Here is a 26,967-nt window from a genome sequence, read left to right on the forward strand (position 1 = left end):
AGGCATGCCGCGCTAAAGTGTGAAACGGTTTTGCGAGAACGAGACGCGCAAGGCAAAGACGCGCGTGTGCGTGAATCTGAAGGATCGCGACACGCGTTAGCGGGTGGCTGCTAGTGCCATCCCGCCCAGAATGCGTGTTGGAAGAAAGACGACCAGCGATGCGGCCCCCTCGAAGACGGATGCGCCATCGGCGAGGCTGGCCTGGTTTGCAGGCCCCTGATCGTCCCTGAGCAAGCTGCGCATCAGCTCGTTGTTGTTCACGAGATCCATCAGCGCCGGCGAGCTGGCAAAAACGTTGTGCGTGCCGCCATCGATGTCGGAGGCATCGACAACGGCGATCTCATTTTCCTGCAGCATGGGAATGTCGGAACCGCTGCCGACGCGCGCATGGCCGCCCGCCAGACGCCTGGAAATTCCGAGTGCCCGATCACGCCGCGAAACAACGATGGTGAACGGCTTGGGGAGCGTCCCGATGTCGCGCATCTGGCTCTGGAACACATCGACGTCGATGTCCGGAGCGGCAAGCACCACGCCGCCTATTCGTCCCAGGGTCTTGCGACGGCCGGTCATTGCCAGGTCGCGCAAGGCCTCCATCACAACATAACTCCCCATCGAGTGCCCGACCAACAGAACTCTGCGCGCCTTCGTCTGCCCGGCAATTTCGATCGCCTCGGCAAGTCCCGCCCGACCGAAGATAGCGCTGTCGCGATCGAAGACGTAGAGCGGGAGTGAGCCGCCCGACGGCCATGCATAGTGGAGCGAAACCGCCCTGATGTTGTAGTCATGCGCAATCTGTGCGTTTCGAAAAACGCTGTCGGCAATGTTGTTGTTGTAGCCGTGGATGAAGATGACGATTTCGCGATCTTCCGGTGCGCGCTGGGCTAGCGCCGCATCGAGTTGTGCGATGAATTGCAGCCTCCCGTCGATCGGCCGGTATGCCTGCGCGGCAAAATGCCTGGCCGGATTTGGCAAGCGGCTACTTGTCTCGACCCTGCCCGATACATGGTTTCTGGGAATCCCGATGTCGAGTTTCGCAAAATTCAGCGTCATCGACCGTCCCGAGGAATAGGGCAGGGAAGGATTGCCCGAAGGATCGCGCGTGGTCGCGAGGTAGATGCTTTCCGTAGACTTCGGCTCCGCGCCGGATGCCAACGGGGGGCCAAGAATGGCGCGGCCGCCACAGCCCGTCAGCGATACCAGTACTATCAGAAGAACATACAGTCGTACGGCGAACATGATTCGACTCAAGTTGGCAGACAGGCTTGCAATCCTATGAACTGTAATACGCTGGGCTAGCAACCGCCCCAAAGCCGTATTTCGTACATTTCCCAACTGCAGCGAAACAATTTTGTTCTCGCCTTCAAGGTGATGCACGGGGTTTCAGTTCGTCAGCCCGTGATACCCGCCCTTATGGGTTGCGAAATCTGGACGCAAGGCCTGCGCACGGGATTCTATGCTGATCACTTCGCGCCTTGAACCGCACTATAGTGCCAGTATGGGCACTGCGTTTCGGATCGCTGCGCAACGGGGAAGCCTGCGAAAAAATTGAGGAAGGCCAATGGCTTCGGTTTCTGCGCAGAACCTAAATCGTCCACGCTGATCAGGATGCTGCGGGGATCGATGGGAGCATTCGACGTATTCAGCCGCTCCGAACCCTCGCCAGCGGCTGCCGGATCCGCAAATGTCTTGGCAGGGCGTGTGACTATCGGTGGACCGATTGACTCTCGATTTCGATGATTTGCGTTAACGATCGATGTGCGGCGGCAGGGCTGTCGCGCCGTATTGTATCTGGAGAATTCGGCATGAAAACACGTCTCGCAACTTCTGGATACAACGCTTTCTTTGGCCTGGCGGCAACGGTTGTGGCAGCCTTGCTCCTGGTTGGGTGCCAGGGCGAGGACGAGGCGCAAGACCTGCCGCCTAGACCGGTCAGGACCGTCACCGTGTCATTCAATCCGGAGGATACGTTCGGTTCGCTTGTGGGCGAAATTCTCCCGCGTACGGAAACGAGCTTCAGTTTCCGGCAAGGCGGCGAGGTCCGAGAGCGTGATGTCGATGTCGGCGATCTTGTGGAAGCCGGCACCGTTCTGGCCCGCCTTGATGCCGAGGATGCCCAGGACGCGTTGCGCAAGGCAGAAGCCAACGTGTTTTCGGCCCAGTCACAGTTGCAAAATGCGGAAACCGAGCGCGCACGTCACCAGCAGCTCTATCCACGCACCTCCACGCGCCAGGCGCTCGACAATGCTATTGCGCAAGCCAACATGGCGCAGGCTGGCGTTGATGCCGCTCAGGCCGGCCTGCGGATCGCCCAGACGAACCTCGACAACCGCGTGCTCACGGCGAACGCCAATGGCGTCGTCACGGCGATCGGTGGCGAAGTCGGGCAAGTCGTCGGCGGCGGCCAGATGGTCGTGCGCGTCGCCCAACTCCAGGAGCGCGACGCTGTCTTCGCGGTGCCGGAATCGACGATCCAGTCGACCGGCAGCGACGTGCGCGTCGAAGTGCAACTCCTCAGCAACGCCAACAGCAAGGCGACGGGAACGGTTCGGGAGATCGCGCCGACCGCGAACCCCATCACCCGCAACTTCACGGTTCGCGTCAGTCTCGATTCGGCTTCGGATGATTTCCGGTTCGGCAGCGCCGTTCGCGGCACGATCCGGCTGGCCGGCGCACCGGTGGCGCGGCTGCCGATTGCAGCGTTGTTCAGCCAGAACAACCAGACCGCTGTTTGGGTCGTCGATGCTGCCACCAGCACGACGAAGCTCGTGCCTGTCGAGGTTCAGCGCTTCGACACGGGGCATTTCCTCGTCACCAAGGGGTTGGCGAGCGGAGATAGGGTCGTGGTCGCCGGCGTTCAGCAGTTGCGCCCGGACATGAAGGTTCGGCTTCTGGAAGGAAATGTGCAATGAACGAGGGCTTCAATCTCTCGGAATGGGCGATCCGGCGGCAAAGCCTCATCATCTTCCTCCTCCTTCTCAGCGCGATCGCCGGCGTGATCTCCTATGTCAATCTCGGCCGCGACGAGGACCCTGAATTCACCTTCAAGACAATGATCGTTTCTGCCGCCTGGCCGGGCGCCACGATCGAGCAAACCACCGACCAGATAACCGACCGGCTTGAGCGGACGCTGGAGGAAGTTCCCCACCTCGACAATCTGCGCAGCCTGACAACTGCCGGCCAGTCCGTCATCTACGTGACGCTCGACGATTCGACGCCGCCCGATCGGGTTGGGGAATCCTGGTACCAGGCACGCAAGAAGGTCGGCGACATTCAGGCGACGCTGCCGGCGGGCGTTCGGGGACCATTCTTCAACGATGATTTCGGCGACACGTTCGGCATCATCTACGGCTTTACCTCGGAGGGCTTCAGTGACCGTGAGGTTCGTGACTGGGCATACGAGGCACGTACCCGCCTGCTGACGATCGACAATATCGGCAAGGTTCAACTGATCGGCACCCAGGACGAGACGATCTATATCGAGTTCTCGACGGAACGGTTGGCGAGCCTAGGGCTCAGCGCCTCGAGCGTGATCGGCACGATCCAGGCGCAGAATGCCGTTCTGCCATCTGGTCTGATGACCTCCGCGCAAGATCGAACGATTCTGCAGGTGTCCGGCAGCCTCGTGGACGAGAACGATATTCGCAAACTGAATATACCCACGTCCTCGGGCTTCGTGCGGCTCGGAGATATCGCGAGCGTCGTGCGCGGCACGGTCGATCCGGCCCAGCCACGGTTCCGCGTCAAGGGCAAGCCTGCCATCGGCATCGCCATCTCCATGGCATCGGGCGGCGATATCCTGCAGCTCGGCGAGAACATCGCCGCGACTATGCGGACGTTTGAGAACGACCTGCCGATAGGGATCAACCTGACGCAGGTGGCGAGCCAGCCGGCTGTCGTCACAACGGCAATCCGCAGCTTCACGACATCGCTGCTTCAGGCTGTCGTGATCGTGCTCGGCGTCAGCTTTCTGGCACTTGGCGTGCGCGCCGGTCTCGCCGTTGCCGTCTCCATTCCGCTCGTCCTTGCGCTGACATTCCTGTTCATGGACATCACCGGCATCGCGCTGCAGCGCGTCTCCCTCGGTGCACTCATCATAGCGCTGACGCTGATGATCGACGACACGATGGTTACCGTCGAGACCATGATGGCCAAGCTCGAACAGGGCTATGACCGTGTCAAGGCGGCTTCCCATGCCTATACCTCGACGGCATTCCCCATGCTTGCCGGCACGCTCGTGACGATCGCGGGCTTCATTCCCGTCGGTTTCGCCAGCAGCTCTTCCGGCGAATATGCGCGCTCGCTGTTTCTTGTAATCGGTTTTGCACTGATCGTTTCCTGGCTGGTCGCCGTATTGCTGACTCCTGTGGTTGGCCTTGCAGTGCTGAAATCCGTTCCAGCATCGGGAAAGAAAGAGGACGGTGCCTTGCTTCGCGGTTTCAAGAACATTCTCCGCACATGCATGCGTCTGCGCGTCGCCGTCATTCTCGGCACCGTCGCGCTGTTCGTCGTCGCACTTCTTGCATCCTCGGCAATGAACCGGCAGTTCTTTCCGTCATCCGATCGCCCCGAGTTGATATTGCAGCTGACGCTGCCGCAAAGCGCATCGCAGGACGCAACCGCTGACACTGTCGCGAAGGCGGAAGAGATCCTCGCTGCCGACGAGGACGTGGCCGATTGGAGCTTCTATATCGGCTCGGACCCCGTTCGGTTCTATCTCTCGATGGATCTTCAGGCCTCTGCGCCTTGGCGCGCCCAGGCAGTCGTGATCGCCAAAAGCGTTCAGGCGCGCGAAGCGCTGCAAGCGCGTCTGCAGGACGAACTTGACGAGAAGCTGCCGGATATCATTGTGCGCGTATCCCCGCTGGAGATGGGGCCGCCGGTTGGCTGGCCGGTTCAATACCGGATCGGTGGTGGCGACATCGCAGGCGTGCGCAATGTGGCCTGGCAGGTCGCAGATGCCATCGCCACGATACCAGGCGTGGTTCAGCCGAACCTCGATTGGAACGAGCCGGTTCGCAAGATCGTCATCAATGTCGATCAGGACCGCGCGAGACTGGTCGGGCTGAATTCGTCGGTGATTGCCCAGATGCTCTTTGCGACCGCCTCCGGACTGCCGATCACGCAGGTCCGGGACTCTATCTATCTCGTCAATGTCGTCGCGCGGGCGACGGCGGAGGAGCGTATCGACGTCAACACGCTCCGCTCCCTTCAGATTCCGGTAGGGCCGAACCATACGGTGCCGCTCTCCAGCATCGCCACGATCGACTACCAGACGACCCAACCCATCATCTGGCGCCGCGACGGCTCCACCACCATCACCGTGCAGGCCGATGTGTCGGACGGTGTCATGGCGGCCGGTGTCGTCGAGGAAGCACAGGAGAAGATTGACGAGCTGCGCCGGGCAAACCCGAATTACACGATCGCTGTCGGCGGAGCTGTCGAAAGCGCCGAAGATGGTTTGAGTTCAGTCGTCGAAATGCTGCCCGTGATGGGGGTCATCATCCTGATCGTGCTGATGTTCCAGCTCCAGAGCGTACAGCGCCTGCTGATCGTCATCAGCGTCGTGCCCTTGGGATTGATCGGCGTCGTGCTGATCATGTTGATCACCAACACGCCGGTGGGCTTCATCGCAGTGCTCGGCATGATCGCGCTTATCGGCATGATTACCCGAAACTCCGTCGTATTGATCGACCAGATCGACATGCGCATGGAGGAGGCGGGGCGCTCATGGGAGGGGGTCATAGATGTCACAGCTCAACGGCTGCGGCCCGTCTTCCTGACTGCCGGATCGACGATCCTTGGCATGCTGCCGATTATCCGCGATCCCTTCTGGTCACCGCTCGCCTTCACAGTTATCGGCGGTCTGGTGGTGGCTGCAGCCCTAACGCTGATTTTCCTGCCGGCGCTCTATGTTCTCTGGTTCCGCATTCCGGCCGAAGCCGAACCGGCCCGGGAAGAGGCGGCCCTGCCGCACCCAGTGGCAGCGGGGGGCTAAGGGCAGAGTTACGCGACGCAATCTGAAAACCTCTGCAAATTGAGGAGGATTTCCTATGGCAAAAACAATGGATCAAGCGCCGGATTCTCGCGTGACCGGGCCGGGGATGCAAGGGTTGGTTCGACTTAAAGAACATCATCAAATGAGGGACGCAATGCGCAATCGCAGGATTCTGCGCTAATTCCTTCCGGTCATTCGTCGATATGATTTGAGGCATGCGCATTTCGCGTGTTCAGAGTTTTTGTCATTGGAGTGGCCATGTCTGATTTGATCGCGATCGTTTATCCCACCGAAGCAAAAGCCGAGGAAGTACGCCAGCGCTTGTTCGGGCTGCAAAAAGAATACCTGATTCAACTCGGGGACGCCGTCATTGCGGTCAAGACCGACAATGGAAAAGTGAAGTTGAATCAAATGGTCAACACCACGGCGGCGGGCGCGACGTCGGGTAGCTTCTGGGGATTGCTCATCGGCGTTCTGTTCCTCAATCCGCTCGTCGGTGTGGCCGTGGGCGCTGCGTCCGGCGCCATCGGCGGTGCGCTGACAGACGTCGGCATTAACGACACCTTCATGAAGGATCTTGCCGGCAACCTTCAGCCGGGCAATGCAGCGTTGTTCGTCCTGGTCCGGGAGATGACCGCCGACAAGGTCCTCAAGGAAATAGCGGGCTACGGAGGCGTGGTCCTCAAGACGTCCCTCGACGAAACAAAGGAACAGGTTCTGCGCGACGCATTGCAAAAGACCGCGTCAGCCGAGTAATTTTTAGCACTCAATACCGGTATCCCGATGGGGCCGACGTTTGACTAGGAGCGCGCCGCTAAAGCCAATTGCAGGAGAGTAAGGAAGCGCTTTCAAAATGCCGGCGGGGTCATGCTCGCTGACCGTGATGTCAGCGCAGGCAATACAGCAAAACTCTGGCGTGCGGCGTCAGGCGCCTGATGGTGCGTACGTTCGCCAGAGTATTTACCGTCTCGTCGTGTGGGGATGTGCGCTCGTAGCTGGACCGGCGCGCGATCGCATTTGCACTAAACTACATCTCGCTTCTTAGACTGTCTGCCGCAAATAGATTTTCGGACATCTTTGCGAAAGATATGCAGTACAATTGTGCTAGTGGTGTGCAGAGGGATTGGCTCGATATTTTTCTATACAAAAAACTGAATTTTCGATGTGATTGCCAACCATTAACTGACGGGCCTTCTCTGATGTAGAATTTGATTTTACAATGAATAAGGCATGTTATTGTTGATAAATGCAAACGAGAAGTACGGCTATGCCTCGCAGTTAGCCCTCTGATTTGGAGCATTGATTCGCTGGGAGAAATGGAATGGCGGCGTGTTGCTTTTCTGTTGTGATAATCGACCTGGCGGCAGGCTCTGCGCCTTCCTTCGTTCCGGCTAGAGACATTTCCATAGAACAGCGCGACCTCTGCTGCGAGCTGAGTTCGCCACTCGAAATGACCGCCCGCTCCGTTTCGGCCTGTCCGGCGACGTGGGGTGCAGCTCCGCCTCGCGTGATTATGGCCGCGAACAAGAGCGGCAAACCACAACACGTGCCCTTTTTGCGAGTTGCGGCCGATGGTTCTGTCCATTTCGGCGGAGGTGTGTCGGTGCTTGCAAAAGCGGTCAACAGTTTTTCGAAAACGCCTCCCGTCGGCGATTTGATCACGCTTGACGAAATGGATGCCGCATCAAGGGAGGGTACGGCCGCACTTCACTGAAAATCGGCACATCTGGTTTCGGGATTTTGGGGAGAATCCATGCGGACTGAAGAACAAAACGTACATGCCGTTGTCGCCAGCGCCATGCCGGCGCTCGGGGTGTCTGGCGCTATGCATCTCGAAGAACTTTCGGCGGGGCATAGGGTTGCGGTGGCATCGCATCTGCCATCCTTCGAATTTTCGGTTGAAGGGCTCGCGCAATCGGACCAGTTCGCTGCTTGGCATGACACTTTTGCGCCTATGCTCGAACTCACCCAGGTCAATCACACAACCACGGAGTTCCGCGGCAGGCAGAAGCTCTGGGATCTGGGGAGCCTCGTCTTCGCGCAAATCAGCACAGACGAACTCGCTTTCACCAGCTTGCCGGGGCATGTCAGGCGGGACCCGCTTGACCACTGGACGATAACGCTGTTGCGGTCTGGAAAAATCAGGACAGACTCTGAGAGAAAGGCGTTTGCATGTGGTCCTGGCGAGGTCCAGATTCATACGCTTGGTCGTCCGTTTGTCGGTGAGGTCTCGAATAGCGAGATGCTTATGTTGTTTGTGCCGCGTGATTTCGGCCACGAAACGGCGCTTGCCCTCGGTTCTGCGGAACTCTCGAAACTCGAGACTGGGATGGGGCGACTATTTTCGGACTACTTGATAGGCGTCGCCAAGCGACTGCCCACGCTTACTCAGAAGGATCTGCCCGGGTTGGTGGCTGCCACGCGCGCCATGATTCTTGCCTGTGTATCTCCGACGCCCGAAAATATCGAGGGCGCTGAGGAGCCGATCACCGGGGCGCTTCTCGAAAGGGCTCGGAAAGTCGTGCAGATGAAGTTGCTCGATCCGCGATTGGGCGTAGAATCGGTGCGGCGGGAACTCGGCGTTTCACGCACAAGGCTTTACAACCTTTTTGAGCCGTTTGGCGGTGTGATGCACTATATTCGACATCGCCGTTTGCTCGATGCGCATTCCGCCCTCGCTGATTCTGACGACCAACGTCTCATTCTCAGAATCGCCGAAGAGTATGGGTTTTCTGATGGCGCCGAATTCAGCCGGGCCTTCAAGCGCGAGTTTGGTTACAGCCCAAGCGAAGTGAGGCGGGGAGGGCGTAGCGCTGGGTTACGCCTGCAAGACAAGCGTCGAACGGATTGTACCGACGAGGAACGGTTGGGCGTACTCCTGCGCCGATTGCAGGGATAGATCGCGTTTCCTGTCGAGATCATTGCACAGGCGATGTGGCTAGGTGATGTCAGGTTAGCTGGGAATGAAGCTGGCATTACCGGCACATAGGCTGCCGAGTAGCCGCCCGCATGAGACATCAGCAGCTGTTCACTGCGAAAAATTGATCTGTCCATCGCCTTCAAAAAACCGTCTACGTCGCGCGGGCTCTTGTTCCATTCCAGCAGCCCAGCGCGTTTCCTGCGTTTTCGTCGGAGCCTTGCCGGATGCGATGACGGCCTACGTCCAAGGTGTTAGTTGCGGCGTCATTTTACGCCGTCTGTTCTAAGCTCTCCTCCGAACTCACATGCGTCTACCCCCTTTCAGACGACCATCTGCGTCGGATTTCGCATGGGACAACAACGCAACTCACAATTCGTCTCAATCGCCAATTTGTGCAAACTGCGCTCTATTTAATGTTCACATGCAGCGGCGAACGCCAGCAGGGAGGTAGCCATGTCGGTAGATCGGAAGCCTGATATGCGGATTAACCGAGCGAGGCGTCATTTTCTTGGCGTGTCGGCAGCCACGGGTGCCCGTCTTGTAGCGGTGGGCTCCCTGGCGGCAACGTTGCTTCCTTCCGTCGCCCAGGCATTGGGAACCAAATGGTGGCAAAAAGGCGGGGGTGGTCAGGGCGGGATGTGCTTCCTGGCCGGGACCTCGATCAGGACGGCGGCCGGCGAGGTATGTGTCGAAGACCTTCGCATCGGTGATTTGGTCGAAACGGTCGATGGCGAGGCCAAGCCCATCAAGTGGATCGGATATCACACCTTCAGACGTAGCGGCCGTCACTGGAGCAAGAGCGTGATGCCTGTTCGCATCGCTCGCGATGCCCTTGACGAAAAGTCGCCGCACCGGGATCTTTATGTCTCGCCGGGCCATGCGCTGTACATCGACGGCGTCCTGATCCAGGCGGCCGATCTCGTCAACGGAACCTCGATCACGCAAGCGGTGCCGGAAGGTGTCGAGACGCTCGCCTACTTTCATATCGCCTTCACGGCGCACGAAGGCATATTCGCCGAAGGGGCCGCAGCCGAGTCGCTGCTGCTCACGGATGGCAATCATGAGATATTTGCGAATTTCGCGGACTATGCCCGCCTCTATCCGGACGACCCGCAGCCCGCCATGGTGCCGTTCGCGCCAACCGTCAGCTATGGCGGACGCGAACATCTGAAGGCCTTGGTCCGCCTGGCGGCACCACGATTTGCCCCGACATGCAATCACGCTCGACGGCTCTATGAGCGGATCGCCGAGCGTGCGGAGAATTCGGTGGCTTAGCCAGTCCCCCAAGCCGGGGCACATGTTGCGTTCCGTGTCGCGCTGGTCTGTGTTGTGTGGCGCGAAACGGTTGAACGTCGGCTGTTCTGGGGACCGGATATTCGCACCAACACAACAGGCTCTTGCCGGCCCTCTACGTGTGGATGGAGGCGACAAGAGCCGCGGCGGCCGAGATTGCATCCTGCTGCCACGGCCGCAGGTCCTGCCCGTAGTAGCTCTGGAAAACCGGCAGGAAGGGATCGTCGATGTGGGTTCTGATGCCGGAGAGCTGTTCCATCACGGCGAGGCCGCAATAGGGCACGTAGGCTGCGGAATAGCCGCCTTCATGTGACATCACCAGCCGTCCGCCGCACAGGTCGTCGGCTGCCTCCATCAGCATGCGCGTCATCTCGCGATAGGTATCGCTGTGCAGCATCATACGGCCGAGCGGATCGGCGCCAGATCCGTCGAAGCCGGAGGGCACGACGATAAGGTCAGGCTTGTAGGCCTTGAGCGCCGGCAGAACCACCTGCTGGAAGGCTGCGATATAGGCGCCGTGGCCGCTTCCGGCCGGTAGCGGGATGTTGAGATTGTAGCCGTAGCCGGCATCCGCACCGCGTTCCTCGCGGTCGCCGCTGTCGTGCGGATAGAGCCGCTCCTGGTGCAGCGAGATTGTCAGGACGCCGGGATCCGTCCAGAAGGCGGCCTGCGTGCCGTTGCCGTGGTGCACGTCCCAGTCGACGGTTGCGACGCGTTCGAAGCCGTGTTTTTTGCGGTTCTTCAGGATCGCCACCGGGACGTTGCCGAAGAGGCAGAAACCCATGCCCTTGTCGCTTTCAGCATGGTGGCCCGGCGGGCGCACGAGCGCATAGCCGTTGTCGAGTTCGCCCAAGAGAACCTTGTCCATCAGTGCATAGGTCCCGCCCGCGGCAAGGCAGGCGATCTCGTAGCTGCCACGGCCGAAGGGCGTAAGATAGCTCGCATCACCGCCACGATCGTCACTCAGCGCCTTGATGCGGCGGATGTAGTCGCGCGTGTGGAAGAGCGCGAGGTCATCCTCATCCACCGGCGTCGACTTGACGCTGACGAGCTGCTCAGTGAGGCCGGAAACCTCCATGAGGTTGCGGAAGCGCCGCTTCGTCTCGGCGTTTTCCGCATGCTCTCCCGGCTCGACGGTAAGTCCCGCCGGAAAGAATTGCGCGGCAGCGCCCGTATCGTGCCAGAGATAGAGTTCGTGAAAATTCCAGCCCGTCTTCATTGCTCGCTCCCGTTCAATTGCCGATGGTTACCCACACGCCCTTGCTCTGCGTGTAGGAGAAGATCGCATCCATGCACTTGTCGCGGCCGTTGCCGCTTTCCTTCCAGCCGCCGAAGGGCAGCTGCATGTCGCCATTCATGTAGCTGTTGACGTAGACCATGCCGGCTTCGACATCGCGGGCGAAGCGATGCGCCTTGCCGAGGTCGCTGGTCCAGATGCCGGCCGCAAGGCCGAAGGGACTGTCATTGGCGATCGTGACCGCCTCGTCGTAGCCCGACACCGGAATGATGCTGGCGACCGGGCCGAAGATTTCCTCCCGTGCGATCGTCATGCCGTTGTCGACGCCGGTGAAGATGGTCGGCGCGACATAGGCGCCATGCTCCAGCCCGTCCGGCACGCCGCCGCCGAGAATGCAGTCCGCGCCCGCCTGCCGGCCGATAGCAATGTAGTTCAGCACGCGCCGCTGCTGTTCACGGGTGACGAGCGGGCCCATCGTCGTCTTGTCGTCCAGCGGGTCGCCGGGCACGTAGCCGCTTTTCGCCTGCGCGATGAGCGCATCGGTGAAATCCGGCACGATCGACTGTTCCACGATAATGCGAGAGCCGGCGCAGCATACTTCGCCCTGGTTGCCGAAGATGCCCATGGCGGCCCACCAGGCGGCCGTTTCGAGGTTTTGCGCATCTGCGAGCACAATATGCGGCGACTTGCCACCGCATTCGGTGGCGACCTTCTTCATGTTCGACTGGCCGGCATAGATCAGCATCAGTTTACCGACCTCGGCCGAGCCGGTGAAGGCGATCTTGTCGACGCCGCCGTGCAGCGCCAGCGCCTTGCCGGCCTCCGCGCCGAAGCCGTTGACCACATTGAGCACCCCGGCAGGGCCGCCTGCTTCCACGAAGAGGCGTGCGAGCAGGAGGGCGGACAGCGGCGACTGTTCGGCGGGCTTCAGCACCACCGAATTACCCGCTGCAAGGGCGGGCGCGATCTTCCAGACCGTCATGAGCAGCGGATAGTTCCACGGCACGATGCAACCGACGACGCCGAGCGGCTGGTGGATGACATAGGAGAGCACATCGTTTGCCGTGGCGCCGACGCTGCCCTCGATCTTGTCGATGCATTCGGCGGTGAAGCGGATGCAGGTCAGCGCCAGCGGGATATCGACGGCGAGCATTTCCTGGATCGGCTTGCCCATGTCGATCGTGTCGAGCAGCGCGAATTCCTCGGCGTGTTTCTCGATGAGATCGGCAAAGCGCAGCATAACCGCCATGCGGGTTCGCGGCGCCAGGCGCGACCAGGCGCCGGACTTGAAGGCTCTGCGCGCCGAAGCCACGGCAAGATCGATATCGGCCGCATCGCCGCGCGAAATGGCGGCGATGATGCTGTCGTTTGCCGGATTGATCGTCTCGAACTTGGCGCCGGAGATTGCCTCGCGGAAATCCCCGTCAATGAAGAGCCGGCCCTCGAACGAGAGCTTTGCGGCCTTGTCGTGCCACCGGCAGGTGGGTGCGGCGATGTTCATGCGTGTCTCTCCTTAGCCGGCGAGGATCATCTGGGCGGCACGTTCGGCAACCATGATCGTCGGTGCGTTGAGGTTGCCGGACACCATCTTCGGGATGACGGAGGCGTCGGCGATGCGGAGGCCTTCGAGACCGTGGACCTTGAGCGTCGCGGGATCGGTGACGGCCATCGCATCCGTGCCCATGCGGCAGGAGGAGGACGGGTGGTAGAGTGTGGTCATGTGGCCGCGGATATAGTTGGCGATCTCGGCGTCCGTCCTGCACTCCGCGCTCGGGCTCACCTCGTAGTCGACCAGTTCCCTGATCGGCGACTGCTCCATGATGCGGCGGTTGATCTTGATGCCTTCCACCATGGTGGCGAGGTCGAGGCCTTCCGGGTCGCTGACGAAGTATTTCGGGTCGATCGACGGATACTCGATCGGGTTTGACGAGCGCAATTTGATCTCGCCGCGGCTGTTCGGCCGCTGGAGGGTGGAATGCGTGGTGATACCGGACTGGCCGCCGAGGAAGCGGGCATAGTCGCGGTGCGGGCTGATCGCGCCGTAGAGCTGGAGGTCGGGCTCGATGCCGGGGCGGCTGCACACATGGCCGCCAGAGGCGACCCAGGGTGAGGTGCGGATGCCGGTGCGCCGGTCGCGCCATTCCGTAAAACTGTCGGCGATGATCTCATCCGTCCAGGCGCCGATGCCGAGCGCCTCCTTCGTATAGAAGGTGATGGGGATGTTGAGGTGGTCCTGCAAGTCCTTGCCGACGCCGGGTAGGTCATGAACCGGATTGACGCCGACGGCCTTCAGCTCGTCGGCCGGGCCGACGCCGGACAGCATGAGGAGCTGGCACGAGCCGACGGCACCGGAGGAGAGCACGACCTCGCTGTCGGCATGGGCCGTCTCCGGCACGCCATCGACCAGATATTTGACGCCCATGACGCGGCCGTTCTCGATGATGAGCCCGGTGACGAGCACGCCGGTCTTGACCGTCAGGTTGGGCCGTTCCAGTGCGGGGCGCAGATAGGCCTTGCCGGTGCCCCAGCGCTCGCCGTCCTTGATGGTGAACTGGAAGAGGCCGACGCCTTCCTGCGTTTCGCCGTTGTAGTCGGCATTGTAGGCATAGCCTGCGGCTTCCGCAGCCTCGATCCACATGCGCTCGTATTGATCGACATAGGGCACGTTGCCGATATGCAGCAGGCCCTCATTGCCGTGATAGGGGCTGTCCTTGATATCGGCATTGGCTTCCGACTGGAGGAAGACCGGGAAGACGTCCTTCCAGCCCCAGCCGGCGCAGCCCATGGCTTCCCAGGCGTCATAGTCGGATGGCAGGCCGCGGATATAGATCATGGCGTTGAGCGCGCCCGAGCCGCCGATCATCTTGCCGCGCGGCCAGAAGATGCGGCGTCCGCGGCAGCCGGCCTGCGGCTCGGTGTAGTAGCCCCAGTCCGAGCCGGTGTTGAACATGGTCACCCAGTCGGACGGGATGTCGGAGGCGATGGGGGCAGCGCGACCGGCCTCGAGCACGAGGACCTTGCGGTTGGGGTCGGCGCTCAGACGGTTTGCGAGTACGCAGCCGGCCGAGCCGGCGCCGATGATGATCGTGTCGTACATGATACTCCTCATTCCCCGGCCGCGGCCGGCTTTTCCTGAAGCTTGGTCCTGGGGGTGGCACCGTTTCGATGCCGCAGCCAGTGCACGAGATCGCTGATCCGGCCGACAAGGCCCTTCGGCATGAGCAGGATCGACAGCGTGATGATGAGACCGAGGCCGAGCGTGCGGAACTCGCCCGCCTCGCGCATCAGCTCATCCGCCGCGACCAGAACGATGGTGCCGACGAGCGGTCCCCAGAAGGTGCCCACGCCGCCGACCACCGTGATCGCAATGATGAACATCAGCTGCGACATCGACAGGATGCCCGGGCCGATCGCCTGGAAATGCGCGGCGTAGAAGCCGCCGGCAAGGCCGGTGAAGAAGGCGGAGATGCCGAACACCAGCAGCTGTGCCTGGAAACGGTTGACGCCGCGCGCCACCGCATAACCCGGATTATCCTTCAGCGCCCTGAAGGCAAGGCCGATCGGGCTTTTGACGATGATGTAGGTAACGATCATCGTGATGGCGAAGAGGGTGGCGATGATCGCGTAGTTACCGACCAGCCATTGGCCTTTCAGCAGCGCCCGCGTGCCGAGATCGCCGAAGCGCGCGAAGCCGACGGCACCGCCGGTGAACTGCCGGCAGATCGAGCCGACCATGACGAAGCACTCGGTATCCGTGACGATCAGCAGGTACATGGTCTGCGCGATCGCCAGCGTCAGCAGCGCGACATAGACGCCGGTGAGGCGAAGGCAGGCGAGGCCGACGATGAGCGAGAAGACGGCAGCCGCAAGCGCGCCGGGCAAAAGTGCTGCCCAGACGTTCCAGCCGAAATAGAAGCAGATCATCGCGGTGACGTAACCGCCGAAGGCGAACATCGCCATCTGGGCCAGCGAGAACACGCCGGCAAAGCCGAACAGCAGGTTCCACTGCGAGGCGATGGTGGCATAAAACAATGCCAGCACGATCTGGCCGAGCACGTAGCGGCTATCGACCATGAAGGGCAGCGCCACCGCGGCCGCGATCAGCAGCAGGCTGACGAGGAGGTCGAGGCGGGCGGAACCGGAAATGCCTTTGGATCTTGAAATCTGGATCATGGCGGCCTCACATGCGACGGATCTGGACCCGGCCGAAGAGGCCGGCGGGCCGCCAGATCAGGACGGCGATGACGACGAAGAGCAGCGTCGGGAAACCCCAGCGCGCACCCGCGACATACTGGACGAAGGCTTCGAGCAGGGCGAGGCCGAAGGCCGCGGCGACAGCACCCGGCAGATTGCCGAGGCCGGCGACGACGCACATGATGAAGGCCTTCAGCATCGGGTCGTTGCCGAGCGGCGGCGACAGCTGCGTCATGGAGCTCACCATCACACCGCAGACCCCGGCAATGGCGCCGGACAGCACCAGCACCTGGAAATAGACGCGGTTGACGGCGACCCCCATCAGCTGCGCGGCATCGCGGTTCTGCGCCGTCGCGCGGATGGCACGGCCCATGCGGGTCTTGCCGAGCAGCAGCGCGATGACGGCCATCAGCGCGATCACGACGAAGACGATCAGCATGTTCTGGTAGGGCAGGCTGACTGGCCCGAGGATGAGCGATCCGGTGGCCGAGATCGGCTGCTTCAGCGGTTGGCCGCCATAGGTGAGCAGGATGGTGTTTTCGAGCGCGATGCCGATGCCGACGGTGGCGATCATGACGTTGGATTCGAACGTCGCCTTGTCGTTCTTCAAGAGGTTGCGCACGATCAGGATGTAGAGCAGCCCTCCAGCGACGGCGCCGACGACGATGGCGCCGATGAAGCCGACGAAGGCCGGCAAGCCGAGCGCCGTCGAGAACGTGTAGGCCGAATAGCCCCCGAGCGTCAGCATGGCGGCATGTGCCATGTTCAGCATGCCCATTGAGCCCCAGACGAGGGAGAGGCCGACGGTGGCGAGCGCATAGAGGGCGCCCGTCGTAAGGCCCGCGATGAGGATGGCGGTCAGGATGTCGAACATCAGCGTCAGCCTCCGAGATAGGTTGCGAGGAGCTCGTCGCGGGCGAGAAGCTCGGCGGGCGGGCCGGACCAGACGATGACGCCGTCGTCGAGCAGGTGGAGGTGGTTTGCGAGATCGGCGACGCGGGCCGGGTTTTCCTCGACGAGCAGGATGGTGCGCCCGCTTTTCGAGAGTTCCGCAATAACGCCGTAGATCTGCTCGATGATGAGCGGCGCAAGACCAAGCGAGGGTTCGTCGATGAGCAGGATCTGTCCGCCCATCATGAGGCCGCGCCCGATGCCGACCATGCGGCGCTCGCCGCCGGACAGCGACGAGGCGACCTGGTTGCGCCGGTCGGAGAGTTTGGGAAGCAGCGTGAAGACTTCGTCGAGCCGGCGGTCGATCTCCGCCTTGGAGGGCGCGAGATAGGCGCCCATCAGCAGGTTTTCTAGCACGCTCATCTCGGGAAACAGCATGTCGCCCTGCGGCACATGGGCAATGCCAAGTGCTGCGATCGCGTGCGGCTTGGAAAGCGTCGGCCCGCCGTTGATGCTGATTGCGCCCGAGGTCAGCGGCACGAGACCGGAAATCGTCTTGAGCAGCGTCGACTTGCCATGGCCGTTGGGGCCGACCACGGTGACGAAGTCACCGGCCGCGATATCGAAGGAGATGCCCTTGATGACTTCCAGCTCGCGGTAGCCGGAGACCACGTTGGAGAGCCTCAGAAGGGGAGCTTTAGCAACATTGCTCATGCCTGCACCTCACCTTCCGCGAAGAACGTCTTGAGGCGCTTGCGGGTGCCCTCGCCGAGATAGGTCTCGACGACGACCGGGTCCTCCGCAACCTCTTTCGGCAGGCCTTCAAAAATCTTCTTGCCGTGGTGCATGATGAGGACGCGGCTGGACAGCGCCAGCAGGAAGCGCATGACGTGCTCGATGAGCACGACGGTGAGACCGTCCGCCTTCAGCCGCTCCACAAGGCGGATGATATGGTCGATCTCGGTGGTGTTGAGGCCGCCGACGGGCTCGTCGAGGAAAAGCAGCTTCGGCTTGGTGGCGATCGCGCCGGCGATCATCAGCAGCTTGCGGTCGAGCACCGGCAGTTGCGCCACCGGTGCATCCGCCTTGTCGGCAAGGCCAACGAATGCGAGTGCGGCGTCCGTCTGCTCGCGCACGTCCTTGCCGAGTTTCAGGCCGGGAATCGCGCGGCGGGCGCGGCCGAAATAGGCGGCGATGTCGATGTTCTCGCGCACCGTCAGGCTTTCGAAGGCCGCGTTGAGCTGGAAGGTGCGGGCGATGCCGTACTGGCATATCCGGTCCGCCCCGAGCCCGGAAATATCGTGACCGTCGAAGACGATCCGGCCGTCCGTCGCTGGCGTCACGCCCGTCACCACATCGAAGAAGGTCGTCTTGCCGGCGCCGTTCGGGCCGCCTATGCCGACGATCTCGCCCGGGTGCACCGTCAGCGACATGCCGTCGACCGCCGAAAGCGAGCCGAAGCGCTTCACGACGTTTTCGCATTCCAGCAAGGGTGTCCTGCCGTTTTCCATGTTCCGCTCCTTGGCCTCATCGGCACCGGCCGGTTGCCCGGCCGATGCGCAGATCCAGCGCCGTCCTGACGAGCCGTCTATTTGATCCAGGGCGGCAGCAGGAATTCATCGGTCGCGTAGAGCACCGGCGCGATGAGCTTGGGATCGGTCTTGTAGTCCTGATGCTGCAGGAACTGGTGCGGCATGCCGAGCGAGGGGTCGGCAACCTGCGTCGGGTAGCAATAGGCCGATTGGCCCGCCGGGTCGGCGCGGTAGGTGCCGTTGACGCCGCGATAGACATTGCGACGCATCACGGCGGCGACCTTGCTCACCTGTTCCTTGTTGAAAGGCTCGCCTGGTCCCCCCGCAATCGCCGCGGCGATCGCCCACATCCACAGGCCGTCATAGGTCTGGGAGCCGGTGATATAGGCCGAGTTCGGGCCGAATTTCGCGCGATAGGATTCGCGGAAGGGTTTTGAGAAGTCATCCGGCAGGCAGCCGACGACCGTCGAATAGATGACGCCGTTGATGCTCTCTCCGCCGATCTCGCGGAAGGCCGGAAGCGACGGGCCATACTGCATGTAGATGAGGCTGTTGATCGGTTGCGCGAGGAACTGCACCATGAACTGGGCAAGATCCTGCGGCAGGAAGTGGGTGACGATAATCGCGGCCGGCGGATCCTGGCGCAGCTTCGCGAGTGTCGGGCCCCACTGGTTCGTCGGGAAGGGCACGGTCTCGAACAGGCTGACCTCGAAGCCGAAATCCTTGGCCTGATCGCGGATCGCGTTGGCGATAACGATCGAATATTCGTTGGCCGAGGGGATGATGGCGATCTTCTTGTTCGGCGCCGTCCACTTGCCGCCTTCCGAAAGCGTCTTCAGAAAATTGAGGCAGCCCGGGCCGTACCAGAATTCCGGCGGATCACCCTGGAACGAGCCGTAGTAGCGCTCCGGATCTGTCTTGAATTTCTCATTGTGCGAGATGAGCGTATTGTAATGCATCATGATGACATCGTTGTCGGCGGCGATGTCCATCTCGATCATGTTGGTGCCGAGATTGTAGCCGTTGATGATCACCGGCGCGTTGTAGCGGTCGACTAGGCGCTGCATGGCCTGCGAAACGAGGTCGGCACCCATTTCCTTGGTGTCTTCGATGTGGATCTCGACCGGACGGCCGAGAATGCCGCCGGCGGCGTTGATCTCTTCAGCCGCAAGGTCGAGCCCGTTCTTGAACTCGATACCATCGGCGGCCGCGATGCCGGACATCGGCAGCGCCGAGCCGATCGCGATCGGCAACGTTTCCTGGGCGCTTGCGGACTTGTTCATGTCGGCAAGAAGCATCCCGCCGGCTGCGCCGGCTCCCAGAGCTCCCTGAAGCATTGCACGTCTATTCATCATAACGGTTACCCCTTTTATGGTTGGTTGTGTTCGTCATGCGTCAATGGGTGCTTACGTGGAGAAGATCACCTCCAGGTGGGCGGCGGCGGAAAGAACGCGGGCGTCATCGCCCCGCGCGCCGATGATCTGGAACCCGACCGGCAGGCCTGCCGCGGTAAAGCCGCAGGGCACCACGCAGGCCGGCTGTTGACTGAGGTTGATTGGAAAGGCGAAACCCGCCCATTCCGTCCAGCGACCGTAAGCGCTTGCCGCCGGAACCTCGAGCCCGGCGTCGAAGGCCGGCAGCGCCGTTGCGGGCGAGACGAGGAAGTCGTAGTCGGCGAGTAAAAGATCCATCGCCGCTCCGTATTCACCGCGACGCACCTGCGCGAGGACTAGTTCTGTCGAGGTGTAGGCAGCGCCGGCGCGAGCGATCTCCAGAAAGCCGGGATCGATCGCCTTGCGGTCGGTCTCGGGGATCGAGGAAAGGCGTGCCGCAGCGCCCGTGAACCAGTGATGATGAAAGAGGTCGAGAAGATTGTCCGCCGGCAGGTCGACCGGCTCCACAATGGCGCCGGCAGCCGAGAGTTTCGCAACCGTGGCATCTACCAACCCGGCAACTTCCGGGTCGAGCGTTCCCGAGGCCGGTTTCGACCAGTAGCCGATGCGCTTGCCCGAGAGGTCGACCGGGGCGTCAGCGGCGAGGGCCCCGAGTTTTCCGGCGCCCTGCGTCCAGTCGCGCAAGTCCCGGCCGGACATCGCCTTCAGCATGGCGGCGGTGTCGGCAGCGCTTCGCGCCATCGGTCCGATATGGGCGACGGTGCCGAAGGCGCTCGGCGGATGGGCCGGCACCCGGCCGAAGGTCGGCTTGTGCCCGACGATGCCGGTAAACGACGCCGGAATGCGGATTGAGCCGCCGCCATCGGTGCCGAGATGGAAGACGCCGGCGCCGACGGCTGCGGCAACGGCCGCGCCACCCGACGAGCCGCCGGGGGTCTTCGCCCTGTTCCAGGGGTTGCGGGTGACGCCGAAGAGCGCGCTGTCGGTGATCGCCTTCCAGCCGAATTCCGGCGTGGTGGTCTGCGCGATGAAGACGGCACCCGCCTGTCGCAGGCGAGCGACGGAGGGCGCATCTTCCGTTTGCGGGCGTGCCGGCGTGGTGGTGCTGCCGTAGCGCACGCTCCAGCCTTCCACCCAGACGATATCCTTCAGCGTGGTCGGCACACCGTCGACTTCGGAAAGCGGCGCACCATCCTTCCAGCGTTGCTCGGAGGCGCTCGCTGCCGCAAGCGCGCCCTCACGGTCTATATGGGTAAAGGCGTTGAGATCGGCATTGACCTCCTCCGCGCGGTCCATCGTGGCCTTGGCGACCTCGACCGGCGAAAGGGAGCGCGTGCGATAGGCCTCTGCCAGTCCGGCAGCATCCATACGGCACAGCTCGCCCGCTCCTTCGAGAGGGTTTTGAAAAGGCATTCGGTCGTTCCCCTGGTCTTACCTGCATCTGCGGCAGGCTTTCTGTCGGGGGCAGAATGAACCTTTCCTTTGCTTTCACAAAATGTATTCTTTCGCGGAAGTTTCTACATTTTATGGAACAAACGCGATGAACCTGACAACCCGGCAGTTGCGTTATGTCTGCGAAGTGGCGAGCCTCGGCAGCGTGCAGGCGGCCTCGAAGGCGCTGCATATTTCGCAGTCGTCGATCCTTGCCGCGATCACGCTTGCCGAAGGGGAGATGGGCGCGCGGATCTTCGAGCGGCGGCCGGCGCGGGGCGTCCAGATCACGCCTGCCGGCGAGCGCTTCATCAGTGCGGCGCGCATCATGCTGTCGGCGGCCACAGAATTCGACCGGGCGATCGGCGACCTTGCGGACCGCGTACCGAAGGTGCTGCGTATCGGCTGTTTCGAGCCGTTCGGCGCGCTCTTCATGCCGGAAATGCTGCGCATGTATATCGACAATGTCGGTGACGTCGAGATCGACCTTCTCGAGGGTGACCAGGTGCGGCTGCAAGCCTGGCTGGCGGAGGGCATCATCGATCTCGCGATCCTCTACGACATCGGCGCGATCACCACCGGCACGATGACGAAGATCTGCAAGGTGCCGGCCCATGCCGTGCTGCATGTCGACGACCCGCTTGCGACGCGGGACGCCGTCTGGCTTTCCGACATCGCAACGCGGCCCTTCGTGCTGCTCGACATGCCGCAGACGGCGGCCTACCTGCTCACCCTTTTCGACATTCTCGCAAAACGCCCCGAGGTACGCTTTCACACCCGGTCCTACGAGACCGTGCGCTCTGCCGTCGCCTCCGGCTTCGGCATGTCCATCCTCAACATGCGCCCGATCGGCCGGGCGACGGCCGATGGCCACGCCATCGTCCGCCTGCCGATCCTCGACGAACTGCCGCCACCCTCGGTCATCATCCTCGATCCCTACGGCGGCTCGAAACCTCTATTCGTGCGCCTCTTCATCGAAATCTTTCGGCGGTTCTTCCGAGAAGTGGGCCCGTCGCGGTTCTCGGTGACCACACGGGAGCGTGAAGCTTCGCTTCTGTGGGATTGAACGCATCCCGGTCGGTTATGCCACCCTTCTCGCCTCTCGATGAGGTCCGCTAGCTGGTTTGCGTCCTCCTTTAGAAGGGCCCTATTTGGGAGAGGTGTATCAAACACCATTCGGCCAATGAAATCGCTCATGGCCGAGTTTTCCTGTTTCCAATCATCGGCGACTCCCATCCGAGAGAATTCGGGCGTCAGCGTCTTTATGGCTTTGTGCGATATTGACAAATCGTTATTCAGAATATCTTATTGTTATATCGATATATAAATATCGCATAGCGATAGCAGGCATTGCATGTACGACCCCCTTGCCCATCCGTTCCCCGCCCGTAGCCACCCGAATCCAGAGTCTTACTGGCTGAAGGTCAGTGAAGGAGAAGCTCGCGACGATGGCCCCGTGGCGGGGGATGCCGACGTTGATGTCGCGATCATCGGTGGGGGGTATACCGGCCTTTCCGCGGCACTCGCTCTAGCCCGCGATTATGGGGTCAAGGCGACCGTTCTGGAGGCCCGCTCTTCCGCATGGGGCTGCAGCGGACGGAACGGAAGCTTCGCCCGGATCTCGGGCGGACGAGTTTCGTGGTCGGAACTTGTCAAGACTCACGGGCCAGATGTTGCCCGGGCATATTTCAAGGAGCTCAAGCAAGGACTGGATACTGTTCGCGACTTGATCTCCGGCGGCAATATCGCTTGCGACAAGCAGCCTGACGGGGTCTACAAAGTCGCCACCTTCGCCAGTCATGCCCACTCGCTCCGTCGAGAAGAGGAACTCTACAACAACGTTCTCGGCTATCCGGCCCGGTATGAAGAGGCGAGCGGGCTGCGCGGCGTGCACGAAGGTCCCGAAAGCCACGGCGCCCTTTACCTGCCCGACGGGTTCTCGCTGAACCCCTTATTATTGGCGCGCGGCCTCCATCGCATGGCGCGTGAACATGGCGCCTGTATCCACACGAATTCGCCTGTGACGGATTGGATTACCGAAGGCGGTGCGCATCGCCTCGTGACGCCGACCGGGACGATCCGGGCAAAGCGCGTCATTGTCGCGACCAACGGATACACGTCGTCGCAGCTGCACGCGCGTTTGGCGGCGCGTGTGCTGCCAGTCCACTCGCAAATCATCGTGACGGCCCCGATGAGCGATTCTCAGGTGGCGGCAAGCCTTCCATCGGGAAAGTGCATGTTCGATACCCGCGAATTGCTGTTCTACTATCGCCGTCTACCGGACAATCGAATGCTGTTCGGCGGGCGAAGTGCCATCACCGGCAAGGACGCGGAGGCGCCTCGCCATCGTCAATATCTCCACGATGCGATGACACGCAAATTTCCAGCGCTCGCTGGAATCGGCGTCGAGCACTGGTGGGGCGGTTGGGTGGCCGTCACGCGGAACTCCCTTCCGTTCTGCTATCAGGTGCCCGGAATGGGTGATGTGTTCACGGCCGGCGGCTACGCAGGCAGCGGCGTTTCCTTCTCGATCCACCTCGGCGCGAAGCTTGCGATGATGGCGACGGGCCGGCCGTTCGAGACGGGCGCATCATTCCTCACGCGCCAACCGGAGCGCTACCCGTTCGCCTCTTTCATCCGGCTCGGGCAGTGGATGGCATACCGCTGGCTTCATGCCAAGGATGCTCGCGAAGCGCGCAGAGCGGGATGACGCATATGCAGAAAGCCCTGCAACTTTTTTCACGATCTTCCCTGCTGGCTTTTGGTGAACTTCCATCGAGGCGGTCGGGCAAACTTGCCAGAGTGACAGCAAGAAAGCGGATGCTATGACAGTGGTCCCCTTCAACCTGCTGCGATCGAGTACAATGACAGACGCTGAAGATTCACCTCTCTACGTTACCGCACTTGCCAAGGGCCTTTCCGTGTTGACGGCATTCGGTCCTTCTCAACCCGCCATGAACCTGCTCGAACTGGCCGAAGCCACGGGCTTGAACAAGAGCACGATTCAACGTTCGGTGTTCACGCTTGAGGCGATGGGCTACCTCGCGCGCGAGGGTAATTCCAAACGATACCGCCTGACGGTGAAATCCCTGGAGTTCGGAACGGGTTACCTTCAGACAAGCGAACTGATTGAGCGGGCGTCTCCTTATCTTCATGAGTTGAACCGCCAATGCCAGGAAAGCTGCAATCTGCTTGAACCGTCCGGAACGGAGATGGTCTACGTCTCGCGGTTCACCAGCCACAAGCAGATTACGATTCACGTTCCCATCGGACACAGGCTGCCGATGTACTGCACGGCGGCTGGGCGCGCCTATCTCGCGGCACTGCCCGCAGAAGAGGCCGCGGAGACTGTCGCGCAGTCCCGGCTGATCGCTTTTACGCCCAGGACCATCGTCGATCCGGCTCAAATCCTTGACACGCTGGGCCGCACGCGCAGAGAGGGTTTTGCGCTCGTTGCCGAGGAAATCTACGTCGGCGACATCGCCGTCGGCGCCTGCATCGTCAACGCCGAAGGGCATCCTCTCGGTTCGATCAACATATCCGTGCCCTTCAGTCGCTGGCGGCCGGAGGACGTAGCTTCGGAGCTTGCTCCGCAGGTGGTCAATGCTGCCAGAGCGATATCGAGCGCCGCCAAAGGACTGAAACCCCCAGGCGCTGCCAGAAGCAAATCCCAGTAACAGCCTACTTCGAGGAGAGAGCATGCCGATCCAACGTTTTGAACCAAACGGAAAACGTCTCAGCCACGTGCTGGTCCACAATGGGATCGCCTACGTCACAGGCCAGGTTCCAGCCGACCGTAACCAGGATGTTTCCGGGCAGACGGTCCAGGTTCTTGCGCGGATCGACGAACTCCTCGCAAAGGCGGGTACGGACAAGTCCAAAATCCTTTTCGCACAGGTCTGGCTAAAGCATGTCGTCTCGGATTTCGCAGCCATGAACAAGGCTTGGGAAGACTGGATTCCCGAAGATGCGCTCCCCGCGAGAGCGACGGTAGAAGCAAACCTCGCAGCCGAGAACATCCTGGTCGAGATCGCGGTCCAGGCCGCTGTCGAATCCTGAAAACACCGAAACCAAAAAGCAGACCAACTCCAAGCAAAAGGATGGGGAACAAAATGCGTAGGACCTTAGCAATCACGGCCGTGGCGACACTGCTTGCCGGCACGGCGGTCAGTGCCGCCGACACCACCTTGACGATTTCCAGTTACGGTGGTGGTTACCAGGAGGCCCAGTCAAAGTCGTATTTCCAGCCCTTCATGGCACAGAATCCGACTGTCAAGATCGTGGAAGACAGCTCTTCGAGCAACGCAAAGCTCAAGGCCATGGTCGAGACAGGCAATGTCACGCTTGACATCCTGGTGACCGACGACAGCTTCGGGCTCGAAGCGGATGGCAAGTGGCTCGAGCCGATCGACTACGCGATCGTCGACAAGTCGAAGTTCATCGAAGGCGCCGCTGGCACGTATCGCGTCGCCGCCGACATCGAAGGCACGGTGCTGGCTTACAATTCCGAGGAGTTTTCGGGAGAGGCGCCGAAGGGTTTCTCCGATTTCTTCAACTCCACGAAATTTCCTGGCTCGCGTGCTGTCTGGAAATATGCGGCGTCGGGTATTTTCGAAGCTGCCCTCATTGCCGATGGCGTCAAGGCAGAGGACCTCTACCCAATCGACGTGGAACGGGCCCTGAAGAAGCTTGATACGATCAAGTCCGATATCGTGTGGTGGGAAAGCGGCTCGCAGTCCGAGCAGCTGCTGTCGAGCGGCGAGGCGAGCATGGCTCTCGTCTGGGTCGGGCGAGCCGTCAGCGTCGCCAACAAGGGCATCAAGATCGACTGGACCAACTGGACGTCGCAGACGGGCTACTGGGTGGTTCCGAAGGGTACGAAGAACAAGGAAGCTGCCATGAAGGCAATCAGCTTCTTTACCGAGCCCGCCCAGCAGATCGAATTCACCAAGTACATGCCCTATGGTCCCTCCAACAAGAACGCCGTCGGCTCTGTCGACAGCACGTTCAAGGGTAGCCTGCCGACGGATCATCTCGACACGCGCGTCCTCATGAACGCCGACTGGTGGGCAGAGAACGGTGCGAAGATCGATCTCCGCTTCCAGGAATGGCTGCTTCAGTAAGGCTTTCGGCCGGAGACCCGCCGATCTCGGGCGGGTCTTCTCCCAACGTTCTGTTCGGAAACACAATGACCGCATCAATCAACGATCGCAGCTTGCCGATGAAGGCGGGGCCGCAGCGGAGCGTCCGGCTGCCGCCGGTGCTTTGGCTGATCGTCCCCTCGATCCTCTTCCTTGCACTGTTCTTTGTGTTTCCCCTGCTAAAGCTCGTGGCGATCTCGCTGCCCGGTGGCAGTGTCGAGTACTACCAGCAGATTTTCACGACCCCGATCTTCCTGCGGGTCATTGGCGAGACTTTCCGGGTTTCGCTCATCGTGACCGTTGTCACGGTCGTCGTCGCCTATCCGTATGCCTATGCCATGGCGCATGGCGGGCGTTCTGTCCTTCTGCTTCTCACCATCGCACTGCTCATTCCTTTCTGGGTGAGCCTTCTGCTACGCAGTTTCTCGTGGATCGTGCTGCTTCAGAACAGCGGTCTGATCAACGACTTCCTGATCGCAATGGGTCTGATCGACAAACCGCTTCGCCTCATCCGAACTCCGTTGGGCGTGACGATCGGCATGGTGCATATCCTTCTGCCCTACGCGGTGCTGCCGCTCTACACTGTCATGAAGAAGATAGATCTTCGCCTGATGGAGGCTTCGTCCATCTGCGGTGCGAGCTGGCTGCGTGGGTTCGCGCGGATCTATTTTCCATTGTCCTTGCCCGGTGTCGTGGCGTCGGCAATCCTGGCGTTCACGCTGGCGCTCGGCTTCTACATTACCCCGGCTTTGCTCGGCAGCCCGCGTGACATGATGATCGCCCAGATGATCGCGGGGCAATTCAATGAACAGCTGAATTTTGGTCTGGGCGCCGCGCTCGCGGTTGTCCTCATGGTCTTGACGGCCGTCGCCTTCGGACTGTTCGGCAGTGTGTGGGCCGCCCTGCAACTGCGTGGCCGGCGCAGGGGGGAGGCGTGAC

The 26,967-nt window shown here is 61.3% G+C and carries 22 protein-coding genes; 12 read left to right on the top strand and 10 right to left on the bottom strand.

The window, feature by feature from the left end; genetic code table 11:
- Positions 1-96 precede the first annotated feature (96 nt).
- Positions 97-1,236 carry an alpha/beta hydrolase gene (locus BSY16_RS00220; protein ID WP_069057807.1) on the bottom strand — a complete coding sequence of 380 codons (1,140 nt, stop codon included), beginning with the start codon at positions 1,234-1,236 and terminating at the stop codon, positions 97-99.
- Between the two features lie 566 nt (positions 1,237-1,802).
- Here BSY16_RS00220 and BSY16_RS00225 point away from each other — a divergent pair.
- The 6 genes from BSY16_RS00225 (at position 1,803) to BSY16_RS00250 (ending at position 10,190) form a co-directional block, all read left to right on the top strand.
- Positions 1,803-2,909 carry an efflux RND transporter periplasmic adaptor subunit gene (locus tag BSY16_RS00225; protein ID WP_083242774.1) on the top strand — a complete coding sequence of 369 codons (1,107 nt, stop codon included), beginning with the start codon at positions 1,803-1,805 and terminating at the stop codon, positions 2,907-2,909.
- Positions 2,906-5,995, top strand: a complete 3,090-nt coding sequence (locus tag BSY16_RS00230) for an efflux RND transporter permease subunit (RefSeq protein ID WP_069057808.1) — start codon at positions 2,906-2,908, stop codon at positions 5,993-5,995. The genes BSY16_RS00225 and BSY16_RS00230 overlap by 4 nt, the downstream gene beginning before the upstream one ends.
- Positions 5,996-6,253: 258 nt before the next feature.
- Entirely contained in the window at positions 6,254-6,751 is a 498-nt protein-coding gene (locus BSY16_RS00235; RefSeq protein ID WP_069057809.1) for a DUF1269 domain-containing protein, read from the top strand.
- Positions 6,752-7,316: 565 nt separating this feature from the next.
- Positions 7,317-7,709: a hypothetical protein gene (locus BSY16_RS00240; RefSeq protein WP_069057810.1), complete on the top strand. Its 393-nt coding sequence runs from the start codon at positions 7,317-7,319 to the stop codon at positions 7,707-7,709.
- A gap of 39 nt (positions 7,710-7,748) precedes the next feature.
- Positions 7,749-8,894, top strand: coding sequence for a helix-turn-helix transcriptional regulator (locus tag BSY16_RS00245; protein WP_353652369.1), 1,146 nt, complete (start codon positions 7,749-7,751; stop codon positions 8,892-8,894).
- A 474-nt stretch (positions 8,895-9,368) separates the two neighbouring features.
- Positions 9,369-10,190 (top strand): Hint domain-containing protein, encoded by an 822-nt coding sequence (locus BSY16_RS00250; RefSeq protein WP_083242775.1) that lies wholly within the window; start codon positions 9,369-9,371, stop codon positions 10,188-10,190.
- Between the two features lie 133 nt (positions 10,191-10,323).
- Here the strand turns inward: BSY16_RS00250 and BSY16_RS00255 are convergent, their stop codons facing one another.
- The 9 genes from BSY16_RS00255 to BSY16_RS00295 all read right to left on the bottom strand — a co-directional run bounded on the left by BSY16_RS00255 (position 10,324) and on the right by BSY16_RS00295 (position 20,869).
- Positions 10,324-11,427 (bottom strand): histone deacetylase-like amidohydrolase, encoded by a 1,104-nt coding sequence (locus BSY16_RS00255; protein ID WP_069057812.1) that lies wholly within the window; start codon positions 11,425-11,427, stop codon positions 10,324-10,326.
- A 13-nt stretch (positions 11,428-11,440) separates the two neighbouring features.
- Positions 11,441-12,946, bottom strand: coding sequence for an aldehyde dehydrogenase (locus BSY16_RS00260; protein ID WP_069057813.1), 1,506 nt, complete (start codon positions 12,944-12,946; stop codon positions 11,441-11,443).
- 12 nt (positions 12,947-12,958) lie between these two features.
- Positions 12,959-14,542, bottom strand: a complete 1,584-nt coding sequence (locus tag BSY16_RS00265) for a GMC family oxidoreductase (protein ID WP_069057814.1) — start codon at positions 14,540-14,542, stop codon at positions 12,959-12,961.
- A gap of 8 nt (positions 14,543-14,550) precedes the next feature.
- Complete coding sequence (locus BSY16_RS00270; protein ID WP_083242776.1) at positions 14,551-15,618, bottom strand: branched-chain amino acid ABC transporter permease; 1,068 nt, start codon at positions 15,616-15,618, stop codon at positions 14,551-14,553.
- Between the two features lie 7 nt (positions 15,619-15,625).
- Positions 15,626-16,513, bottom strand: a complete 888-nt coding sequence (locus BSY16_RS00275; protein ID WP_069057815.1) for a branched-chain amino acid ABC transporter permease — start codon at positions 16,511-16,513, stop codon at positions 15,626-15,628.
- Positions 16,514-16,518: 5 nt separating this feature from the next.
- Positions 16,519-17,244 carry an ABC transporter ATP-binding protein gene (locus tag BSY16_RS00280; RefSeq protein WP_069057816.1) on the bottom strand — a complete coding sequence of 242 codons (726 nt, stop codon included), beginning with the start codon at positions 17,242-17,244 and terminating at the stop codon, positions 16,519-16,521.
- The gene (locus BSY16_RS00285; RefSeq protein ID WP_069057817.1) at positions 17,241-18,041 is read right to left on the bottom strand and encodes an ABC transporter ATP-binding protein; all 801 of its coding nucleotides are present in this window, start codon (positions 18,039-18,041) and stop codon (positions 17,241-17,243) included. Before BSY16_RS00285 ends, BSY16_RS00280 begins: the two co-directional genes overlap by 4 nt.
- A gap of 77 nt (positions 18,042-18,118) precedes the next feature.
- Positions 18,119-19,345, bottom strand: coding sequence for an ABC transporter substrate-binding protein (locus tag BSY16_RS00290; protein WP_286157163.1), 1,227 nt, complete (start codon positions 19,343-19,345; stop codon positions 18,119-18,121).
- Positions 19,346-19,468: 123 nt separating this feature from the next.
- Positions 19,469-20,869: an amidase gene (locus BSY16_RS00295; RefSeq protein WP_069057819.1), complete on the bottom strand. Its 1,401-nt coding sequence runs from the start codon at positions 20,867-20,869 to the stop codon at positions 19,469-19,471.
- 127 nt (positions 20,870-20,996) lie between these two features.
- On the opposite strand from BSY16_RS00295, the gene BSY16_RS00300 reads away from it, so the two are divergent.
- From BSY16_RS00300 to BSY16_RS00325, 6 genes are all read left to right on the top strand, one after another.
- A complete protein-coding gene (locus BSY16_RS00300) occupies positions 20,997-21,953 on the top strand; it encodes a LysR family transcriptional regulator (RefSeq protein WP_069057820.1) in 957 nt (318 codons plus the stop codon).
- 288 nt (positions 21,954-22,241) lie between these two features.
- Positions 22,242-23,597 carry an NAD(P)/FAD-dependent oxidoreductase gene (locus tag BSY16_RS00305; RefSeq protein ID WP_069057821.1) on the top strand — a complete coding sequence of 452 codons (1,356 nt, stop codon included), beginning with the start codon at positions 22,242-22,244 and terminating at the stop codon, positions 23,595-23,597.
- A gap of 154 nt (positions 23,598-23,751) precedes the next feature.
- A complete protein-coding gene (locus tag BSY16_RS00310; RefSeq protein ID WP_069061279.1) occupies positions 23,752-24,564 on the top strand; it encodes an IclR family transcriptional regulator in 813 nt (270 codons plus the stop codon).
- Between the two features lie 22 nt (positions 24,565-24,586).
- The gene (locus BSY16_RS00315; RefSeq protein WP_069057822.1) at positions 24,587-24,946 is read left to right on the top strand and encodes a RidA family protein; all 360 of its coding nucleotides are present in this window, start codon (positions 24,587-24,589) and stop codon (positions 24,944-24,946) included.
- 53 nt (positions 24,947-24,999) lie between these two features.
- Positions 25,000-26,010 (top strand): ABC transporter substrate-binding protein, encoded by a 1,011-nt coding sequence (locus BSY16_RS00320; RefSeq protein ID WP_171902365.1) that lies wholly within the window; start codon positions 25,000-25,002, stop codon positions 26,008-26,010.
- 65 nt (positions 26,011-26,075) lie between these two features.
- Complete coding sequence (locus BSY16_RS00325) at positions 26,076-26,966, top strand: ABC transporter permease (protein WP_171902366.1); 891 nt, start codon at positions 26,076-26,078, stop codon at positions 26,964-26,966.
- Position 26,967 lies beyond the last annotated feature (1 nt).

The organism is Sinorhizobium sp. RAC02 (genome assembly GCF_001713395.1).
Lineage (GTDB): Bacteria > Pseudomonadota > Alphaproteobacteria > Rhizobiales > Rhizobiaceae > Shinella.

Coding starts and splice junctions, on each gene's coding strand:
- BSY16_RS00225 (WP_083242774.1), top strand. CDS start 1,803: ATGAAAACACGTCTCGCAACTTCTGGATACAACGCTTTCTTTGGCCTG.
- BSY16_RS00310 (WP_069061279.1), top strand. CDS start 23,752: ATGACAGACGCTGAAGATTCACCTCTCTACGTTACCGCACTTGCCAAG.
- BSY16_RS00245 (WP_353652369.1), top strand. CDS start 7,749: ATGCGGACTGAAGAACAAAACGTACATGCCGTTGTCGCCAGCGCCATG.
- BSY16_RS00275 (WP_069057815.1), bottom strand. CDS start 16,513: ATGTTCGACATCCTGACCGCCATCCTCATCGCGGGCCTTACGACGGGC.
- BSY16_RS00255 (WP_069057812.1), bottom strand. CDS start 11,427: ATGAAGACGGGCTGGAATTTTCACGAACTCTATCTCTGGCACGATACG.
- BSY16_RS00325 (WP_171902366.1), top strand. CDS start 26,076: ATGACCGCATCAATCAACGATCGCAGCTTGCCGATGAAGGCGGGGCCG.
- BSY16_RS00280 (WP_069057816.1), bottom strand. CDS start 17,244: ATGAGCAATGTTGCTAAAGCTCCCCTTCTGAGGCTCTCCAACGTGGTC.
- BSY16_RS00235 (WP_069057809.1), top strand. CDS start 6,254: ATGTCTGATTTGATCGCGATCGTTTATCCCACCGAAGCAAAAGCCGAG.
- BSY16_RS00265 (WP_069057814.1), bottom strand. CDS start 14,542: ATGTACGACACGATCATCATCGGCGCCGGCTCGGCCGGCTGCGTACTC.
- BSY16_RS00270 (WP_083242776.1), bottom strand. CDS start 15,618: ATGATCCAGATTTCAAGATCCAAAGGCATTTCCGGTTCCGCCCGCCTC.
- BSY16_RS00220 (WP_069057807.1), bottom strand. CDS start 1,236: ATGTTCGCCGTACGACTGTATGTTCTTCTGATAGTACTGGTATCGCTG.
- BSY16_RS00250 (WP_083242775.1), top strand. CDS start 9,369: ATGTCGGTAGATCGGAAGCCTGATATGCGGATTAACCGAGCGAGGCGT.
- BSY16_RS00230 (WP_069057808.1), top strand. CDS start 2,906: ATGAACGAGGGCTTCAATCTCTCGGAATGGGCGATCCGGCGGCAAAGC.
- BSY16_RS00320 (WP_171902365.1), top strand. CDS start 25,000: ATGCGTAGGACCTTAGCAATCACGGCCGTGGCGACACTGCTTGCCGGC.
- BSY16_RS00260 (WP_069057813.1), bottom strand. CDS start 12,946: ATGAACATCGCCGCACCCACCTGCCGGTGGCACGACAAGGCCGCAAAG.
- BSY16_RS00315 (WP_069057822.1), top strand. CDS start 24,587: ATGCCGATCCAACGTTTTGAACCAAACGGAAAACGTCTCAGCCACGTG.
- BSY16_RS00285 (WP_069057817.1), bottom strand. CDS start 18,041: ATGGAAAACGGCAGGACACCCTTGCTGGAATGCGAAAACGTCGTGAAG.
- BSY16_RS00295 (WP_069057819.1), bottom strand. CDS start 20,869: ATGCCTTTTCAAAACCCTCTCGAAGGAGCGGGCGAGCTGTGCCGTATG.
- BSY16_RS00300 (WP_069057820.1), top strand. CDS start 20,997: ATGAACCTGACAACCCGGCAGTTGCGTTATGTCTGCGAAGTGGCGAGC.
- BSY16_RS00240 (WP_069057810.1), top strand. CDS start 7,317: ATGGCGGCGTGTTGCTTTTCTGTTGTGATAATCGACCTGGCGGCAGGC.
- BSY16_RS00305 (WP_069057821.1), top strand. CDS start 22,242: ATGTACGACCCCCTTGCCCATCCGTTCCCCGCCCGTAGCCACCCGAAT.
- BSY16_RS00290 (WP_286157163.1), bottom strand. CDS start 19,345: ATGAACAAGTCCGCAAGCGCCCAGGAAACGTTGCCGATCGCGATCGGC.